Source organism: Senegalia massiliensis (genome assembly GCF_900626135.1).
In the GTDB taxonomy this organism is placed as follows: Bacteria; Bacillota; Clostridia; order Tissierellales; family SIT17; genus Anaeromonas; species Anaeromonas massiliensis.
Genome location: NZ_LR130785.1, coordinates 622,738 through 641,435, shown reverse-complemented (window position 1 = coordinate 641,435; position 18,698 = coordinate 622,738). Strand labels below are relative to the sequence as shown.

At 29.6% G+C, this 18,698-nt stretch carries 18 protein-coding genes; all 18 read right to left on the bottom strand.

Annotated features, from left to right (window positions below; translation table 11 throughout):
• Window positions 1-228: 228 nt before the first annotated feature.
• Window positions 229-1,437 (bottom strand): phosphopentomutase, encoded by a 1,209-nt coding sequence (locus E0D94_RS03155; protein ID WP_130805851.1) that lies wholly within the window; start codon window positions 1,435-1,437, stop codon window positions 229-231.
• Window positions 1,438-1,454: 17 nt separating this feature from the next.
• Entirely contained in the window at window positions 1,455-2,630 is a 1,176-nt protein-coding gene (locus tag E0D94_RS03150) for a YhfX family PLP-dependent enzyme (RefSeq protein ID WP_130805850.1), read from the bottom strand.
• On the bottom strand, window positions 2,631-3,737 hold the full coding sequence (locus E0D94_RS03145; RefSeq protein WP_130805849.1) for an aminotransferase class I/II-fold pyridoxal phosphate-dependent enzyme: 1,107 nt from the start codon (window positions 3,735-3,737) through the stop codon (window positions 2,631-2,633).
• Between the two features lie 11 nt (window positions 3,738-3,748).
• On the bottom strand, window positions 3,749-4,657 hold the full coding sequence (locus tag E0D94_RS03140) for a phosphotriesterase family protein (protein WP_130805848.1): 909 nt from the start codon (window positions 4,655-4,657) through the stop codon (window positions 3,749-3,751).
• Window positions 4,658-4,675: 18 nt separating this feature from the next.
• On the bottom strand, window positions 4,676-5,791 hold the full coding sequence (locus tag E0D94_RS03135; RefSeq protein ID WP_130805847.1) for an amidase family protein: 1,116 nt from the start codon (window positions 5,789-5,791) through the stop codon (window positions 4,676-4,678).
• Window positions 5,792-5,857: 66 nt separating this feature from the next.
• Complete coding sequence (locus tag E0D94_RS03130; RefSeq protein WP_130805846.1) at window positions 5,858-7,138, bottom strand: YhfT family protein; 1,281 nt, start codon at window positions 7,136-7,138, stop codon at window positions 5,858-5,860.
• A 16-nt stretch (window positions 7,139-7,154) separates the two neighbouring features.
• Window positions 7,155-7,517 carry a DUF2620 domain-containing protein gene (locus E0D94_RS03125; RefSeq protein WP_130805845.1) on the bottom strand — a complete coding sequence of 121 codons (363 nt, stop codon included), beginning with the start codon at window positions 7,515-7,517 and terminating at the stop codon, window positions 7,155-7,157.
• 14 nt (window positions 7,518-7,531) lie between these two features.
• Window positions 7,532-7,891, bottom strand: a complete 360-nt coding sequence (locus tag E0D94_RS03120; protein ID WP_130805844.1) for a PRD domain-containing protein — start codon at window positions 7,889-7,891, stop codon at window positions 7,532-7,534.
• 49 nt (window positions 7,892-7,940) lie between these two features.
• Window positions 7,941-8,900 carry a GntR family transcriptional regulator YhfZ gene (gene yhfZ, locus E0D94_RS03115; RefSeq protein WP_207289620.1) on the bottom strand — a complete coding sequence of 320 codons (960 nt, stop codon included), beginning with the start codon at window positions 8,898-8,900 and terminating at the stop codon, window positions 7,941-7,943.
• A 155-nt stretch (window positions 8,901-9,055) separates the two neighbouring features.
• Window positions 9,056-9,796: a glutamine amidotransferase gene (locus E0D94_RS03110; protein ID WP_130805843.1), complete on the bottom strand. Its 741-nt coding sequence runs from the start codon at window positions 9,794-9,796 to the stop codon at window positions 9,056-9,058.
• 22 nt (window positions 9,797-9,818) lie between these two features.
• Window positions 9,819-11,090, bottom strand: a complete 1,272-nt coding sequence (locus E0D94_RS03105) for a M20 family metallopeptidase (protein WP_130805842.1) — start codon at window positions 11,088-11,090, stop codon at window positions 9,819-9,821.
• A 10-nt stretch (window positions 11,091-11,100) separates the two neighbouring features.
• A complete protein-coding gene (locus E0D94_RS03100) occupies window positions 11,101-12,033 on the bottom strand; it encodes a nucleoside hydrolase (RefSeq protein ID WP_130805841.1) in 933 nt (310 codons plus the stop codon).
• A gap of 12 nt (window positions 12,034-12,045) precedes the next feature.
• Entirely contained in the window at window positions 12,046-12,981 is a 936-nt protein-coding gene (locus E0D94_RS03095) for an ABC transporter permease (RefSeq protein ID WP_130805840.1), read from the bottom strand.
• Complete coding sequence (locus E0D94_RS03090) at window positions 12,971-14,020, bottom strand: ABC transporter permease (RefSeq protein WP_130805839.1); 1,050 nt, start codon at window positions 14,018-14,020, stop codon at window positions 12,971-12,973. Before E0D94_RS03090 ends, E0D94_RS03095 begins: the two co-directional genes overlap by 11 nt.
• On the bottom strand, window positions 14,021-15,532 hold the full coding sequence (locus tag E0D94_RS03085; protein WP_341274556.1) for an ABC transporter ATP-binding protein: 1,512 nt from the start codon (window positions 15,530-15,532) through the stop codon (window positions 14,021-14,023).
• Window positions 15,533-15,610: 78 nt separating this feature from the next.
• Window positions 15,611-16,669 carry a BMP family lipoprotein gene (locus E0D94_RS03080; protein ID WP_130805837.1) on the bottom strand — a complete coding sequence of 353 codons (1,059 nt, stop codon included), beginning with the start codon at window positions 16,667-16,669 and terminating at the stop codon, window positions 15,611-15,613.
• A 15-nt stretch (window positions 16,670-16,684) separates the two neighbouring features.
• Window positions 16,685-17,605 (bottom strand): ribokinase, encoded by a 921-nt coding sequence (gene rbsK / locus E0D94_RS03075; protein ID WP_130805836.1) that lies wholly within the window; start codon window positions 17,603-17,605, stop codon window positions 16,685-16,687.
• A gap of 56 nt (window positions 17,606-17,661) precedes the next feature.
• Complete coding sequence (locus E0D94_RS03070; RefSeq protein ID WP_130805835.1) at window positions 17,662-18,648, bottom strand: LacI family DNA-binding transcriptional regulator; 987 nt, start codon at window positions 18,646-18,648, stop codon at window positions 17,662-17,664.
• Window positions 18,649-18,698: the final 50 nt, after the last annotated feature.

The window sequence follows — 18,698 nt, the reverse complement described above, 5'->3', positions numbered from 1 at the left end:
TTTACTCTTAATTTAAGTTATAATCTATAATACCATAGATTATAACTTATAGCAAGCTTTTTATTAAATAAACTTAGAGATAAAGTCATTTTATAAAAAATCATTTATTATTATTGACTTTCTCATCAATATCTTCAATTGTATTTTCATCATAATTCCAAGATAATCACTATATCCTTCTCTAAATTTCCTAAGAAATTATTCACAGAAAAGAGTTTTTAATCATTTTCACTCAACTAACATATCATAAAAACTTTCACCATTCTCAGGCTTATTTACCTTAAAATAATCTGCTATTGTAGCTGATATATCTGAGAGAGTTTTTCTTTCACCTATATTAACATTTTTTATATTTTTACCATATACCAATAAAAATGTCTTTTCTCTAGTATGTTGACTATTATCACTTGTAGGGTCATTTCCATGATCTGCGCTTATAAATAAAATATCTTCGTCAGTCATTTTTTCTAATATGCTTTCTAAATATTTATCTACAATCATTATCTTTTCAGCATATCCTTCTACATCTTGTGCATGTCCTCTTAAATCTGTTTCTTGAACTGTAGCTGATATTAACCCTTCATTCATATTATCAAGACTAACTAATATTTTTTCCATTACTAGTTCTGTATCAACTGCAGGTATTTTAGTTGCATCACTACATTCAATAACATCTTGCATTTTGCCAATCAAAGTAACTTCTTTATCTGAATTTGATAATATAGATGAAATTTGTTTTTCAGGGTCAACACCATATCCCATATGCCTTGCATGATAATCTGATTTATACACTCCTGATTTAGGAGAATTAACACCAACTAAACCATCTTCCCTTTGCTCTATACTATCAATTAATTGTTCTAGTTTTACATCTCTACCACCTAGAGCTATAACTCTATTCACTTCTACATTTTTTCTTACAATCTTTCCAATTTCCATAACTTCGTCAAAGGATATATAATCAAGTGGAGCACTTATATTATATATCTGTCCATAATCTGTCTCTATATTGTCCGCAACTACTACTAATTCATTTACCAATATATATGGTTTTTCTTTATTTGGTATTTGAACCTTATATCCTGCCTCTTCTAAAGCTGATTTTACTTTATCTATATAATACACAAAAGGTTTCATCAAAGGTTTTTTTGGATCAGTTCCCATAATCTCTTGATGACCTGCATAACTATCTGCTCCATAGTGCTTAAGATTTAATTTACCATAACTAGCTTTATTTTTAGTTTCCTTAAGTCTATTATGCTTTACTATCTTATTTATGCCTAGCTTTTCTAAATTAGGTATTTCTATATTTTTAGCATTATCTAATATATGCTTAAAAGTATTTGCACCTATATCTTGAGGTCTAGTTTCTTCTACATCATCCATATATCCAACACCTAAGCTATCTAATATTAATATTATTGCTCTTTTTTTCAATTTTGTCACCACCTTGTTTATCGTATTTCATTTCCTTGACTATCATAAACTCCAATAATTTTAGGATTGTTTTTTTGTATTCCTTCAACTAAAACTACTTCACTTCTTGTTACAAATATTTGTGTTCTAAAAGCATATATTACTGTATCTCCTACTTCTACACTTTTATTTCCAAGTTTTAACGTACCGTAATAGTCTATAGCTTCAGGATCAATTTCTTCTATTTCAAATATATTTTCTTTCATCTTTTCAAAATCTTTACCTACCATAGCCTTTTTCATTCTAGATCTTCTATAAAAGCCACCACCATATACATATGCCTTATCATCAAAACAATGTGATATTTCACTTACATAAACCATAGCAGGTTTTTCTTCTAATATATTGTCACCATGAAGAGGTGTAGTACCTGTTAAAGCATGACCTGGCTCTCCATGAGTACCTCCCATATCTTTTAATAATGGTAATGAAGCTATAGTATTAGCACTAGGAATATTTACTTGTTTTATGTTGATATCTAACTTTTCCTTTAACATGTTTGCACATCTTATAGCTGTATGAGCATTTTTTGTAGGTTCTATTTTATTCGCTTCATAATTATATAAAAAGCATGGAAAAGCAGTAACTCCTACTATATTTACTCCCTTTAATTTTCTTATTTTATCTGCATATTGTATAAGTTCTTTTTCTTTAAATCCACCTATTTGTCCTGGATATAATCTATCATTTTCTCCTACAACTTTTAATAATATATCTTGAACCATTCCTAATTTTATAGCCTGTTCTGAAATTTCTATTGCTTTATCTAATGTAAATACTGTTATTACTTCAGGCTTATAAGATAGAATTTGTCTAATCATACTAGTAGGTATTTGCACCAAATGACCTACATTTCCAAGTTTCACTCCAGATTCTGCTAGTCTTATAGCTTCCCATGGGTCTACAGCTACAGCTTTTTTGATACCACTTTCTGCTATTATTTCAGCAACTTTAGGATTTCTACCTATTTGTTTTGTCATCATATATAATTCTATATTTAATTCTTTTGCTTTCTTAGCTAATTTAGATGCATTTTCTCTTATAGAATCTATATCTAATACATATGAATTAGGTTTAATTAGACCATTTTTATGAAGGTCTATTGCAGATTTTATTAAGTTTTCATTTCTTTTTATTGTCATATCTAAAAACATCTAATTATCACCTCTTTGAAGGGCCATTTCTATAGCTTGCTCTAATACTCTAAGAACAGTTTTTGAACCTGCTCTCATTGGATTTATACGTATAATATAATCTTCTAACTTAGGATTAGATTTCAAAAACGTCCCAGAAACTCTATAAAACATAGCAGTAACTTCATATCTAGATTCAGCTCCAATTGGGTAAGGAGCTGCCCCTAATTTTGAACTATATTCTAAAACTTTTTTTGCTATAGGTTCATCAAACTCAACTAATATAACTCTTGATTGTGCATTTGCAATAAGAGAAGATTTTACCCCTTTAATTTTTCCTGAATTTAATGTATCTATAATTTTATTTCCTTCTTCAGCTTGAATTGCTAGTGAAACAGGTGCATATACTAATGACCTTAAAGCATCCATAGCTTCATATCCTTGAACTTGACTACCGCCAGAATAGTTAATATTCCTTATTTTCTCTATTATTTCTGTATTACCAACAACACAACCTATTCCTGCTGGTCCTAATAATTTGAATAATGAAAAAGCACTTGCACTTGCTCCAAGTTCTACGCCTATTTTATCAGCTTTCATTACAACATAGTTATCATCTACTAATATATTTATATTTTTATTAACCTTTTTAATTTTGTTTATTACATCTTCTAAATTATAGCTATCATCTAATTTTTGCCTTGAATGTTGAACTAGAGCAAAGTCTATATTTCTAATTTTTTCTTCATCTTTTTCTGAAATATTATTAAAATTAACTTTAATAGTTTCAATTCCCATACTATCAATTATTACTTTTGTAGTTGGATATATTGGTGCATCATGAATTAATATTTTTTGATTAGGTTTTAATACTGTATTCATTACATTTCTTATAGCTCCAGTACCTGAGCCACGAACTAAAACAGCATCTTCTGAACCAAAAAAATCTGCTAATACACTTTCTACTTTTCTAGTATATTTTGGACCACCTACACCTGGCACTACACCCATATCTCCATTTTGGAGAAATTCATAACCATCAAAATGTTGATGAATTATATCAACTAGTTTAAATTGTTTTTCTTTTGCCTTATCTATATTAATAGTCTCTATAGGATATGCTTTCATCTATATTCCCCCTATATATCCAATAATTCACGTGGATTTTCTTTTAACATTTTATCAATTTGTGATTGTGTTATTCCTGCCTCTAAAAGCTTTGGTATAAAATTATCTATTAAATGATCATAACCAATACCACCATTCATTTTTAAATGAGATTTTCTAGTTATATCTTGAGAAAGTACTATTTGATTTAAATGTCCTCTATCTATTAAATTCTTTATATATTTAACACGTACTTCATCTTTCTCATAATTATTTTTTCCTATTGTATCAAAAGCTAAATAGCATCCATTATCAGCAATTCTTAAATGATAATCGGAATCACAGTTTAAATCTAAATGACCTATAACTACTTTACTAAGATCAATATTGTGTTTTTTCATAAATTCTATTTGTTTTATAGCATAGGTTCCTAATGTAGTATGAGTAGAGAAAACTCTACCAGTTTCAAGATGAGCTCTAGCTGCTACTCTAAATATTTTATGTTCCATATCTGTCATAGTATCCTTACTAGTACCAATTTCACCTATTACATGGGCTTTAATATCAGTATTATCTATTCCTTCTGTAAGATCTTTTATTAAAAGCTTACTTAACTCTTTTTCTTCCATTTCATATACATATGATGGCAAGAAAGGTTCCTTATAAAATCCTGTACTAGCTATAACATTGATTCCGGTTTCATCTGCTACTCTTTTCATTACTTCTATATTTCTGCCCATACCTCTATTTGTAACTTCTACAATACTATCTATGCCTTTACTTTTTATATTTTTAATCTCATCAATCAATGATTCCACATCATCAAAATTAGTATCAGGATCTTTTTTATGAGCTGATAAATCAACACTTAAATGCTCATGTATATAAGTCGACCCTAAGCTATTTTTATCTATCTCTCCATTTACAGTTATTATACTCATTTTATACCTCCTGTTTATTTATATAAAATCTAGACTTTTGCTTTTGTGTTCTTCAATAAAATATCTATTATATAATTCTGGTCTATCATATAATTCTCTTATTTTATCTCCTAACTCTATAGCAATTTCACCATTTTCTAAACCTTCCTTAGCCATAATAAGAACTCCCATACCTAGCTCAGAAGTAGGTATACTTACAGCTGTAGCATTAATCATATTAGCTATTTTCAATAAATATTTACCAGAGTCATTTTGTATTTCAGATCCAACTTCTCCCCATGTACCTAATACTGAATCACCTAGTCCATATAAATCTATTGGCCCTTCTACAGATAAAATAATATCTATATCCTCTTCATCAAACATTTTATTACAGAAAGAAATTGAAGAATGTCTATCTTCTAAACTAGTAAAATCTTTTTCCACAATTTCTACATACTCTTTTATTAGATTTATTACTCTTTCTAAATCATCTCTCATATCATTACCATTAGGAAGAGTAATGGAATTTTTCTTTGGAACAAGAACTCTAATTTTTTTGTTACTATTTGTATTATGATTTTTATCTACAAGTGCATTTAAAGCTATTTTACACATATTATAATTATGAGATATTACTCCTATACCAGGGGTAAATTTTATATTATCAGTTGAAGATTTGATGCTATTTCCTTTTAACCCCATTCCTTTTGCCATAATTGAAAAAAGACCAGTACTTATAGCAGGAGCTAAAACAGAACCACCTCCATCAGTACCTATGGCTAAATCATTTATTCCCTTTAATATATTGACACAGCCACCACTAGATGAACCTGTCATTACTCTTCCCGTCAATGGATTAATTAAGTCTATATCTATAGCCCTTCCTCTTTCAGACATTTTATCTATAGTATGAAAAAAATATCCAGCTTCATTTTCTAATTTCATTGCCATCTCAATTCCAATTTCACCTGTATTTTTGATGCCAAATAATGTTAAATTGCTATTAGGATTTTTTTCAAGAGTAATTACAGCTTGATCTAGAACACCTTTTCTTTGATACACTACACTTTTGTTTAGTTCTTCTTTTGCTTTTAACATAGCCTTACTAACTTTATTCATTTGTGATAATATATTTTTTTGTGTTTCATCCATACTAATTCCCCTTTTTTATCTTCTAACAAAGTCAAGGATATCCTTGACTTTGTTAGAAATATAATTTTATGCTGGTGGAGTAAATAACCCTAGAATTGAAAGGATATTTGCAAGTACTCCAACTAATATTGCTGATATAGGACCTACAGCCATTTTAACTACTGGTTTACCTGCTATTTCATTTAATATATAAAGACCTATAACTACAAAGAAACCAATACCAGGAGCTATTGCATTAGCTGCATTCATACCTCCAACTAATAGTGCAATTTCAAGTAATTTTGACATTGCAGTACGTATATTGTCTCCAGACTTTCTAACGCCTGGGAATTTATCTAACAACTTAGAAATTTTATCTAAGAATAATACTTCTATTCCAATAACAAGTCCACCAAGAATTGCTGATACAAATGGATTTGCTATAAATAATCCTACAACAAATACAAAAGTCATTCCTATAGGACCATATACACCTGTTGCTATTGCAGTAGATGCTATTAATGGTATAAAACCAATACCTCTAGCTAAAGCTGCAAAGCCTGCATCTATGTTCTTACCTTCTGCTAATAAATTAAGAGAGATAGGATCTCCTGCCATTAAGTTTAAAGAAGTAGCAGCTGCTACAAGTGCACCCATAACTATTAAATATGGTACATTTTTCTTTATTCTTTTTACTCTTTCTGCAAATACTGATACTAAATCTACAGCTTCTTCATCTGATTTTTCCCTTACTGCATAAATAATTAATATAATCATACCTACAATTAGTGCTGAACCTTCAGGGTTAACATTTATTGAAACTGCTCCTATTGCAAGTGGACTTACAACTATAGCAATTTGTCTTGCTAACATAGAAAAACCTAAGTTTATTAAACCTTTTTTAGCTCCATATTGATATCCAGTAGCAAGAGCTGGGAATGCTGCAAATGCTATTACTATTGGAGCTCCAACTTCACCTAAACTTCCCATGAAATTCACTGGTAACATTTCAAACGCTTTAACTACACTTTCGAGTCCTAGTAATATTCCTGCTCCATAAAGAGCCCCAACTATTCCTGATATTGCTAAACCTTTTTTTCCATCTGGTGAAAAAGTACCAATTATATCTGTACCTAATAATATTGAATGTATTAAAAGAATGCTTGCTGTTAATGAGAATGGAATTCCAAATCCTATAACTAATCCAAAACTCATAGCAAATGAAGTAGCTGCAAGTTCTTTTCTACTCATTCTTCCTTCAATATGTTCTGGAACTATAGGTCTTAATCCATCATTAAATACTGCTATACCTTTGTTAGCCATTATAGAAGCTAAAGCACCGATTAATGATATTATTACTATTTTCATTTTTTCACTCCTCTATTTATTTTTTTAAAATTTCTCTTACAATTATAGGAACTGCTTTTTCGTAATGATCACCTGTAAAACCAAATGCTAATTTTCCTTCATTTACAGCTTTTATAATATCTTCTTCTTTAGGTGGTTTACCAGGCATAGATATTGTTGAAGTTTTAGCTCTAGTAAGTAAAGCTATAGCCATGCTAAGTGCTCCACCGCCGCCAGTATGACATGCGCCTAAATAATAATCAGCTTTACCAGACTTAACATCATTAGCTGCTTGTAAATCTGATTTTACAGTTACTTCTACATCTTCACCTCCAACTTCTTTTATTAGATCAGCGATATTTTGCTTTTCTACTTGTCCTCCAACTACAAATTTAACCATTATACTACCTCCTTTTATTTTAGTACTAAAGTACATGCATGAAGTGCTATAAAATCCTTTTCTGATTGAGGTAAAATTATATTTAACCTTTCCTCAATATCATTATAAAACTCAGGTAAATCATTATAAATTTTGCATTGTTTAATCTCATCTAAAGCTAAGCTATCCATAGCTTCTACTATTTCACCTTTTTTAATTCTAGATAACGCCATAGCTAAGTGAGTTATTAACATTGAAGAATTATCTTCAGTCATTTCTAAAGAATATTTCTTTTCAAATTTGTCAGCAAACTCTATAACAGTATTTTTTATATCACTATCTATTTCACTAGCCTGTTCTAAAAGTTCAAGTCTTTGTTTTAATAAATCGTCCATAATTACACCTCCATTCAATGTACATTTTTTTGTATATTGATATAAATTTTTAATAAATTGGTATCAATTCATCTTTCATTACCTTTTGTTGTATCTGTTCTACTTTATAAAGGTCTATAAATCTATTTAAAATATTACTAAAATCTTTATCGTCTTTTCTTATTACTACTACTGCAATAGTATCATCTTTAGCTGAACTCTCTTTATTAGACATAGGTACTATATTATACTCTAAATTTTTTTCTTTTATTTCATCAACATTCCAAATAGCTGCATCAATTTCATTATTGCTCATCTTATTTAATATCTGATTATAAGGAGTTTCTATATATTCTATATCTTTATCTTTACATTCATTAGATGTTAATATAATTTGATCAATAGATTGGGTATCTATTGCTACTCTCATATTTTTTTCTATCTCAAATTTATTCTTATCTCTCAAGACTATTACATGTCTACCAACGTAACTTTCTTCTCCAAATTCATATGCTATTTCAATATTAGAAGATTTTCTCATCTCTAACCTAGCAGCTAACTTTGAAGTAATAGCAAAATTATATCTTCCAAGAGTTAAGGCTTCAATCCTTTTACTTGAACCTCTCATAAAAGCTAAACTAAAAGGTATATTCCTTTTTTCAAAGTTCTTATAAAAACCAGTAGCTAGTCCTTCATATCTTTTAGAATAAGGTAAAGGCATAACACCCATTATTACATTAAAATCTGAAACAGACCATAGCTTATCATAATCTACATCAACTATATATGTGCCTAAATGACCTCTAGATTCTAATTTTACTGCTTTAATTTCTTGAAGAAATTTTAAAGCAGATTGAATAGTTCCTCTAGCAGTATTGTAAGACTCTGAATATTCTTTTACTGTTTTTATTCTGTCATCTAAGTAATAAGTTAACATTTCTCTAGCAAGGGATATAATAACTTTTCCATTTTTAGACATTAATTTATCTTTATATTGCTTCATCGTATCTAGCCTTTCTTCAATGTACATTTTTTTGTATATTGTAATTTCATTATACCATATATTTTATATAATGCAATATTATTTTAAAATTATCATACTTAATTACTCATAAGGTCTAATTAACTTGAATTAAAAATAAATGACTTCTATAATTATAGAAGTCATTTATTTGTTATGTTACCTTATTTCGTTACCCAATCAATTAGATTATTCCAAAACTTATTATAATATTTCCACTCTACAAATTCAGTTGGACCCCAATGCGGTGCACAATCTGAAGTAAATACTGCTGATTTTCCTTTTCCATATTCTGCTACAGCTATAAATGGATCATTTCCTATGGTTGCTAATACTGTTGCATCTTCTTTTGCAATAGTTTTATTATAACCTAAGAAATGTGGCCAATTATTATCTACACCATTTAATATTTCATGTTCTTTTTCTATTACTGGTGTAATTCCTTGTGGTAATTCTACTCTATCGTCTTTTTCTAAGCATTTAACTGGTAATACATCTTTTATAGCAGTTTCTCCATATCTAGACTTTGCATCTATTCCTGTGAATGCCATATATCCACCAATCATAATAAATGCTCCACCATCCATTACATATTCTTTTATTAATTCACATCTATCTGGATTTTTTTCACTTTTTACAAATGTTGAATCAGGTAATAATAATGTGTTTGATCCTATATCAGAAAGAATAACTAAATCATATTCTTTTAATTCTTCTAATGTATATGGAAAATCTTCTTGTACTTTATGATTAGGCACATGTACTACTTCATTTCCACCTTCTTCTAAAGCTTCCTTTATCCATTTTATACCTTCACCATAAGAACTAGTTGTAAAAGAATCAAATCCTTTCACATGTAAAGTATGTGTAAACCAAGTTTCTCCTGCAAATAAAATTCTACTCATAATAAATTCCTCCTAATATATTTTATTCTTTATTCATATTTAATATCAAATTAGCATATATCTTTATAAAATTAAAATAGTCTTCTATATTTACATATTCATTAGGACTATGACATTGTTTAGCATATCCAGGTCCCATTATTATTGTTGGAACTTCTAATATATTTGAAAATAATCTAGCATCATTTCCAGCAGCTCCTCCAAGTAATTGTATGTCCCCTACTACTTGTTCCATAGACCTTTTAGCTAATTTTACAAATTCATCTTCTAAATCAACTTCAAATGCTCCACCTGCTTGATATATGGATATTTCAGGCATATTATCTTGTAACCAGTCGTCCCCTTTAGCACGTAAGTTTATAGTTTCTGTTACTTCCTTTACTACTTGATCATAATTCATAACTTTTGGTAAATAATGCAAACATAGCTTAAATGTACATTCATCAGGTACTGTAGATCCTGCAGTACCTCCTTCTATTACTCCTATATTTAATGTTGGTGGAGGTAATAGAGGATGCTTATATTTCATAAGCCATTTATGTTCCATGTCGTTTAAAGCTCGTATCAATTTTATAGCTTTTTCTATTGCATTTACTCCATTCCATTTATATCCTGAATGTAGTGCTACTCCTTTTACTTTTACTTCAAAGAATACAAATCCCATATGTGCTGCTATTATATTATTTTCAGAAGGTTCACATACAATAGCAGTATCTGCTTTATGACCATTCATTATAGCTGCTATAGATCCATTTCCTCCACCTTCTTCATCTACAACAGAGGTTATAGTTATATCCACAGGTATTTCATATCCAGCATCTTTTATAAGTTTAACTGCCATTATAGATGCCATCAGACCTGACTTCATATCTGCAGTTCCTAATCCATATAATTTTCCTTCTTTTTCATATGGACTATGTGGATTTTCTTTCCATTTTGAAAGTTCTCCTGGAGGCATAGTATCTATATGTCCATTAAATAATATGGATTTTCCTTTAGATTTTCCATTAAATTTTGCAACTACATTGTATCTATCCTCATAGTTATGACCTAGATTACCTTCATTATGTTCTCTATACGCTTGTTCTATAGTTTCTTCCTTCATAGGTTCTTTGAATATTTCATCTGCATTTAAACTCTTAAATATTTCTTCTATATATTCTTGTCCTTCTTTTTCCTTTCCTCCTAATATTCCGTGACCTAATAGTTGAGTATCTATAGATACTAATTTCTTTAAGCTGTGTAAGTATTCTCTTTTATTTTTTTCAAAGGTTTCTAATAATTTTTCATCCATATTTTTCACCCTAACTATACATTTTTAATGTGTCATATATTAAATTCCAATACTTATCAAAATCTAAATTTATAGCTATTTCTGCATTTGGTTCTTTACCTGTTATATTAAAGAAGTCACATATTGTTCTACCATATGATAATTGACTCCAAATTTCTATTTCTGTATACATTGATTTAGTTTCTACTATTGAAGGGTCAATTAAATATGCTACAGTTGTAGGATCATGTGTTGGTGGTGCTTCCCATCCAAAAACTTCTTTTTGTGTTTTTGTAAAGAACTCTATAATATCTACAAATAAATCTGAAGCTTTATTTCCTATTGTATTTATTTTATCTACAACTTCTTGTTTTGCTAATGCTTGTCTAGTTAAATCTAATCCCATCATTACTATTGGTCTTCCTGATGTAAATACTATATGTGCTGCTTCTGGATCTACTAAAATATTAAATTCTGCTGAAGGTGTTACATTACCTAATGTATAAGCACCTCCCATTAATACAATTTTTTTGATTTTATCTACAATTTTAGGTTCTTTTCTCATTGCCATAGCTATATTTGATAAAGGTCCTGTAGGTACTAATGTTATATCCCCATCAGACTCCAAAAGTGTATCAATAATAAAATCTACTGCATGTCTTTTATCTAATTCAACTGTAATTTCACCAAATTCTGGACCATCTAATCCAGTTTCACCATGTATGTCATCTGCAATTATTTGTTCTCTAACCATTGGTTTTGACATTCCTGCTGCTATAGGAACTCTTATATCTAAGTGAGAACACACATTTAGAGTGTTTTTTACTGTTTTTTCTAATACTTGATTTCCTGCAACTACTGTTATGCCAAGTAATTCAATTTTTGGATTATTAGCTGCTAACATTATAGCTATAGCGTCATCATGACCTGGATCTACATCTAATATTATCTTCTCTTTTTCCATTACAAACACTCCTTAACTTTTAATAGTACTTTTCATCTTTTTGTCTCTCTTAATTTTACTTGCCATTGATATAGCTAATATTGCTATTGTTGCAACATATGGTATCATCAGTATAAATTGAGATGGTAGTCCATATGCTTGTAGTCTAGATCCTACTGAATCTGCTAATCCAAATATTAAACTTCCTATCCAAGCAAATATTGGATTTGCACCTCCAAAGAACATTGCTGCTACTCCCATGAAGCCTCTACCATTTGTCATATTCTCTACAAATAAATTAGAATATCCAAGGGATAAATGAGCTCCTGCAATTCCACCAAATACTCCAGAAATTAAAATAACACGAAACTTATTTTTAAATACATTTAACCCTGCTGTTTCTGCTGCCATTGAATTTAATCCAACAGAACGGATTCTTAATCCCCAAACTGTTTTATATAATACATACCATAGTACAAAAACCATGATAATTCCTACTATTTCAAAAAGAGAATAGTTATTAAATATACTATTTAAAAATTCATTGTTTTCTATAAAAGGTATATTTACTTTAGGAATAGCAACTATTTCTTTTGAATAAAAACTACCAGATACTCCAAGTATACTATTCAAAAAGAACCTGGTCAGAGCTAGTGCTAACATGTTTATTATTGTACCTACTGCAAATACATCTGCCTTATATTTTAAATGCGCAATTCCAATAATTGCAGATATAATAACCCCTACTAAAATAGCAGCTATTACTGCAAATAACCAACTTCCCGTATAAAAACTTACTGCTACTGCTACAAAAGCTCCTGATAACATTATACCTTCTACACCAATATTTAATATATCAGCTTGTTGAGTTATTATTGCAGCTAATGCAGCAAAAAGTATAGGAGTAGAAGATCTGATTGTAGCATGAATTAAAGTATAATCAAATATTTCTGCTATATTATCCAACATTTTCTTCTGCCTCCTTTTTATTCTTTAATTTTTTTCTTAATTTAAATAATCCTTCCATAGTAGCAAATAGTATAAATACTGCTATTATTGCATCAATTAAAGATTTTGGAACTCCTGTATATCTTTCCATACTCAATGCTCCTGACTTTAATGCAGCAATAAAGAATGATAAAACAGGTACTAATACAAAATTACTCTTTGCTATTAATGCAGCTAACATTCCATCAAAACCAATTCCTTGCGAGAAATTATCAAGAAATAAACCATATATCCCCATAACTTCTATTGCACCTGCAAGTCCTCCAATAGAACCACTAATCATCATTCCACTTACCATTGCTCTTTTAGGATTTGTCCCTATATATTCAGTGAAATCAGGATTAAGCCCTACACTTCTAAGCTTGTACCCTACAGTAGTTTTATAAAATAACCAATATATAAATATAACTACAGCTATAGCAATAAATAATCCAGTACTAGCTCTACTTGGTTTTAATATCTTAGATAATTCAGCAGTTTTAGCTATAGGAGGTGATTGAGCTACACCAGTACCTCCTGAAAATGGATAATTAACTAAATAAGATGTAAGATATATAGCTACATAATTTAATAATATAGTTGTCAATACTTCATTTACTCTATAATATGCCTTTAATATTCCTGGTATAGCTGCCCACAAAGCTCCTACTATCATAGCAACTATCATAGCAAATGGAACATGGATTATTTTTGGCAAATTAGTAAAAGTAAAACCTACCCATGCTGCACCCATAGCTCCTAAATAAAGCTGTCCTTCAACTCCTACATTAAACACACGTACCTTTGATGAAACTGCAAAAGCTAAACCTGCTAACATTAATGGTACAAATTTTTCTATTGTTCCACCAAAATTAAACTTTCCTACAAAAGCACCTTGAAACAGTTGAATATAGGCTTCAAATGGATTGTGTCCCATAATTGCTATGGCAATTCCTCCAATGATTAAAGCGACTATTATAGACATTATAGTGTTATAATAACCTGATTTTCTTGACCACATCTATTTCTGTCCTCCCGTCATTAATAATCCTAATTTTTCTTCTGTTGCTTCTTCATTATTTAAAATACCAGTTATCTTACCTTCATACATAACTGCTATTCTATCTGATAATGATAATATTTCTTGAAGATCAGCAGAAACCAATAGTACGCCCACACCTTTGGATTTTGCCTTGTTTATTGTTTCTCTTATAAATTCTATAGACCCAATATCAACTCCTCTTGTAGGTTGACTTGCTATAATTAAATCTGCTTCTTTTGAGACTTCTCTGGCTATTACTATCTTTTGAGCATTTCCACCAGATAAATGTTCAGCTGATATTTCAGGATCTGATGGTCTTATATCAAATCTTTCAATAAGATCTGTAGCAAATTCTTTTATTTTTGCCTTTTTCATTATAATTCCTTTAGATAAAATATCTTCTTCATATTTATCGGCTATCAAATTTTCTTGTATTGTAAATTCTCTATTAAGTCCTCTTCTGTTTCTATCTTCTGGTATATGAGATATACCAGATTTTCTTATTTTTAATGGAGATGATTTTTTAATAGACTTTCCTTTAAACTTAACATCTCCTTTTTCTATTTTTCTAAGACCAGTTATTCCTTCAATTATTTCAGATTGTCCATTTCCATCTACTCCTGATATTCCAAGGACTTCTCCTCTACATACTTCTAATGAAACTCCTTTTATTTTAGACAATTCTCTTTCACCAGGAATATAAACATCTTCTACAGATAATAATACTTCTCCAACATCAGGTTTCTTTCTATCAATATCCAAGAAAACTTCTCTTCCAACCATCATCTTTGCTATATCTGGTATGCTTGTCTCATTTGTTTGAACTGTTTCTATATGTTTTCCATGTCTCATTACTGTTACTCTATTACTAATATCCATTATTTCATTTAGTTTATGAGAAATAAATATAATTGACTTTTCATCTGCTGCAAGACTTTTAAAAATCTTGAATAATTTAACCGTTTCTTGAGGAGTTAACACTGCTGTAGGCTCATCTAATATGAGAATATCTGCTCCTCTATAAAGAGTTTTTATTATTTCCACTCTCTGTGCTTCTCCAACAGATATGTCCTTTACTTTTTTATTTAATTGGATATCTAATCCATAATCTTCTATATAACTATTAATCTTTTTTCTTGCTCCACTAAAATCTATTCTGTCATAAGATTTTTTAGGTTCAAATCCAAGAATTATATTTTCTAATACTGTCATTTCTTCAACTAACATAAATTCTTGATGGACCATTCCAATTCCTAAATTAATAGCCTCTTTAGTTGTAAAGTCTTTATATTCATTACCTTTAATAAATATACTACCTGCACTTGGGGTATACAAACCATATAACATTTTCATCATTGTGGATTTGCCTGCTCCATTTTCCCCTATCAAAGCATGAATCTCACCTTTATTTAAATCAAAATTAGCAGAATCAACTGCCTTTACCCCAGGAAATTCTTTCGTTATGTTTTTCATTTCAACTACTTTTTCCAAGTTCTTACCTCCTACTATTGTAGTCTTATATAAATCTTTAATCCGGTAGTTTAACATTACCGGATTAAAGATTTAATTTTATTCTACTGAAAATCCTGAATAAGATTCTACTTCTATCTCTCCAGATTTAATTTGTTCAGATAATTCTTCTATCTTTTCTAAAATATCTTGTGGGAATTTATCTCCTAAAGCTTCTTTCATTACAGACATATCTGTGAGTCCTACACCATCATTACTTACATCCATTCTAGTAATTTCTCCACCTTTAAAATTATCTTCAGCTACTGATTTAACAACTGTATAACTAGCTACATCTACTCTTTTTAACATAGATGTTAATATTGCCCCTGGATAAACATCATCTTGATTTAAATCAACACCTATTGCATATTTACCTGTTTCATTAGCTGCTTCAAGTATTCCATTACCTGTATTAGATGCTACATTCATTACTATGTCAGCACCTTGACTATATTGAGCCAAAGTTAACTCTTTTCCTTTAAGTGGATCATTAAATGTTTCTGCAAATGAAACTAAAACTTCAGTTTCTGGATCTATATGTTTTGCTCCTTGCTCATATCCAACTAAGAAGTCATGAAGAACTGGAATATCCATTCCTCCAACCCATCCTATTGTTTTTTCATCATTTACATTTTCTATTTCTGTTTTTTGTGTAAACATTGAAGCTGCTGCTCCTGCTAAAAATGAACCTTCATTTTGTGCAAAGATTGCTGATGAAACATTATCTAGTTTTGCAACTCCATCTATCAAAGCAAACTTTACATCTGGAAATTCAGGTGCATGTTTCTTTATAATCTCTTCAAATTGTGTTGATACTCCCATTACAAGATCATAATCATCTTGTGCCATAGCTACAAGATTTGATTCCCAATCAGCTGGAACTTTAGATTCTAAAACCTTAACTTCTAAGTCAAATTCTTCTTTTGCTTTTTGAATACCTTCCCATGCTGAATCATTAAATGACTTATCTCCTAAGAATCCTGCTAATACTACCGCCACTCTTAACTTATCTTCTCCACCTTCACCAGAACCTTCACCTGATGAATTACATCCTGTTAACACAACTGATATAGATAATATGAAAACTAACATAATTGCTAAAACTTTCTTTTTCATTATAATATCCTCCTTTTATTTATAACTTTTTATAAATTTCTCTACTTCTTTTTTAGTTGGTAGAGAACTTTGAGCTCCTGATTTACTTACTGTTAAAGATGCAGCATATGAAGCATATTCCATAGCATCATCAATACTTTTTCCTTGTATAATTCCTGTTACTAATGCACCTATAAAAGAATCGCCTGCAGCTGTGCTATCAACTACTTTTGTTTTTTTACTAGAAAAATATTTTGAACCACCTTTACTTAAATACAAACTACCTTTACTTCCTAAAGTTACTATAAGGTGAGTACAACCTTTTTCATAAGTCTTTTTTGCTATTTGTTCAATATTATCTTTTGCTAATGTTTTTTCATCTGATAAAAAACTTAACTCTGTTTCATTTGGAATTAAAATATTAATTTTATTTATTAATTCATCTTCTATTTCTTTAGTAGCTGGCGCTGGATTAAATACTACTTGTACTTCTTTTTCATAACAAAGATTAATTACATACTTTACTACTTTATAAGGTATTTCCATTTGCAAAATACATATTTTACTATTTTCAATAATTTCCCTATATCTTTCTATTTGCTCAATATCTATATCATTATTTGCTCCTGGATATACAACAATATTGTTATCACCATCTAAACTAACATTTATAAAAGCTGTTCCACTTATATTATTTGAAATTTCAACTCCTTCTGTATTAATACCTTCTGATTTCAAACTTTGTATTAAATGCTCTCCATTATTGTCATTTCCTACTTTTCCAATCATAGAAACTTTACAACCTAGTCTGGCGGCTGCTATTGCTTGATTGGAGCCTTTTCCACCACCATAGTATTGAATGTCTGTTGCTAATATGGTTTCACCTATTTTAGGTATATGGGGTACAGATACTACCATATCCATATTTAAACTCCCTACAACTACTACATCTGACATTTAATCAATCCTCTCAATATATAATATAAATATTTATAAACTATATAATTATTAAGTTAAGCACTCCCCCTCTGGATAAGTTTTGTTTGTAAAATTTTTTCTAGATTTTTGCCTTTATTTTTTATCAATGAAATTAACATTTTTACTGCCTCTTCTCCCATCTGATATATAGGTTGTCTAATTGTTGTTAATGGTGGATCCATATATTGAGATATTTGAATATCATCAAATCCAATTATTTTAACTTGTTCTGGAATTCTTATATTCTTTTCTTTAAGAGCTTTTATAGCTCCAATAGCTATTAAATCATTTCCACAAAATATTCCATCTACTTCTGTTTCTTTTAATATTTTTTTCGCTCCATTATACCCTGATTCTATAGTATAATTTTCTAGAAAAATTTTATTTTGATTTATATTAATATTACTTTCATATAGAGCTTTTTCATATCCTTTAATACGGTCTGATGATGGTTTGTTTTTATAGTTTGAAGAAATCATACCTATATCTCTACAGCCACTTTCTATTAAATATTTTGTTGCTTTATAAGCACCATCTCTATTATCTACAGTAATTCTACCTATTTTTTGATCTATTTGAGTCTCTATATCTCGATCTACTAATACTAGTGGAATATCCTGATTTTTTATAGATTGACGTGTTCTATTCTCTGGAGCAGTAATTATTATTCCATCTACCATTTTTTCTTGTAATATGTTTATATATTTTTCTTCTTTTGATTCTTTATTATCTGAGTTGCACAAAATAACGGTATATCCCCTTTTCTCTGCAGCATCTTCTACACCACGTGCTAATTCAGAGAAAAAAAGATTCATTACATCTGGAATTATAATTCCTATTGTCTTAGTTTTTTTTATCTTTAAACTCTTTGCAATTCCGTTTGGAACATATCCTTCTTCTTCTACTATTTTCAATATTTTTGATTTTGTAGCTTCACTTATATACTTGTCTTTTCCATTTATTACTTTAGATACTGTTGCTGTAGAAACGTTTGCTAATTCGGCAATTCTCTTAATAGTCATTTTATTCACTTTCCTTTATCAAAGGTAGTTAAACGATTACCTAGGTAAAC

Excerpts from the sequence above, each read along its gene's own strand:
- E0D94_RS03150 (WP_130805850.1), bottom strand. The coding sequence starts at position 2,630 with ATGTTTTTAGATATGACAATAAAAAGAAATGAAAACTTAATAAAATCT.
- E0D94_RS03145 (WP_130805849.1), bottom strand. The coding sequence starts at position 3,737 with ATGAAAGCATATCCTATAGAGACTATTAATATAGATAAGGCAAAAGAA.
- E0D94_RS03140 (WP_130805848.1), bottom strand. The coding sequence starts at position 4,657 with ATGAGTATAATAACTGTAAATGGAGAGATAGATAAAAATAGCTTAGGG.
- E0D94_RS03135 (WP_130805847.1), bottom strand. The coding sequence starts at position 5,791 with ATGGATGAAACACAAAAAAATATATTATCACAAATGAATAAAGTTAGT.
- E0D94_RS03130 (WP_130805846.1), bottom strand. The coding sequence starts at position 7,138 with ATGAAAATAGTAATAATATCATTAATCGGTGCTTTAGCTTCTATAATG.
- E0D94_RS03125 (WP_130805845.1), bottom strand. The coding sequence starts at position 7,517 with ATGGTTAAATTTGTAGTTGGAGGACAAGTAGAAAAGCAAAATATCGCT.
- E0D94_RS03120 (WP_130805844.1), bottom strand. The coding sequence starts at position 7,891 with ATGGACGATTTATTAAAACAAAGACTTGAACTTTTAGAACAGGCTAGT.
- yhfZ (WP_207289620.1), bottom strand. The coding sequence starts at position 8,900 with ATGTACATTGAAGAAAGGCTAGATACGATGAAGCAATATAAAGATAAA.
- E0D94_RS03110 (WP_130805843.1), bottom strand. The coding sequence starts at position 9,796 with ATGAGTAGAATTTTATTTGCAGGAGAAACTTGGTTTACACATACTTTA.
- E0D94_RS03105 (WP_130805842.1), bottom strand. The coding sequence starts at position 11,090 with ATGGATGAAAAATTATTAGAAACCTTTGAAAAAAATAAAAGAGAATAC.
- E0D94_RS03100 (WP_130805841.1), bottom strand. The coding sequence starts at position 12,033 with ATGGAAAAAGAGAAGATAATATTAGATGTAGATCCAGGTCATGATGAC.
- E0D94_RS03095 (WP_130805840.1), bottom strand. The coding sequence starts at position 12,981 with ATGTTGGATAATATAGCAGAAATATTTGATTATACTTTAATTCATGCT.
- E0D94_RS03090 (WP_130805839.1), bottom strand. The coding sequence starts at position 14,020 with ATGTGGTCAAGAAAATCAGGTTATTATAACACTATAATGTCTATAATA.
- E0D94_RS03080 (WP_130805837.1), bottom strand. The coding sequence starts at position 16,669 with ATGAAAAAGAAAGTTTTAGCAATTATGTTAGTTTTCATATTATCTATA.
- rbsK (WP_130805836.1), bottom strand. The coding sequence starts at position 17,605 with ATGTCAGATGTAGTAGTTGTAGGGAGTTTAAATATGGATATGGTAGTA.
- E0D94_RS03070 (WP_130805835.1), bottom strand. The coding sequence starts at position 18,648 with ATGACTATTAAGAGAATTGCCGAATTAGCAAACGTTTCTACAGCAACA.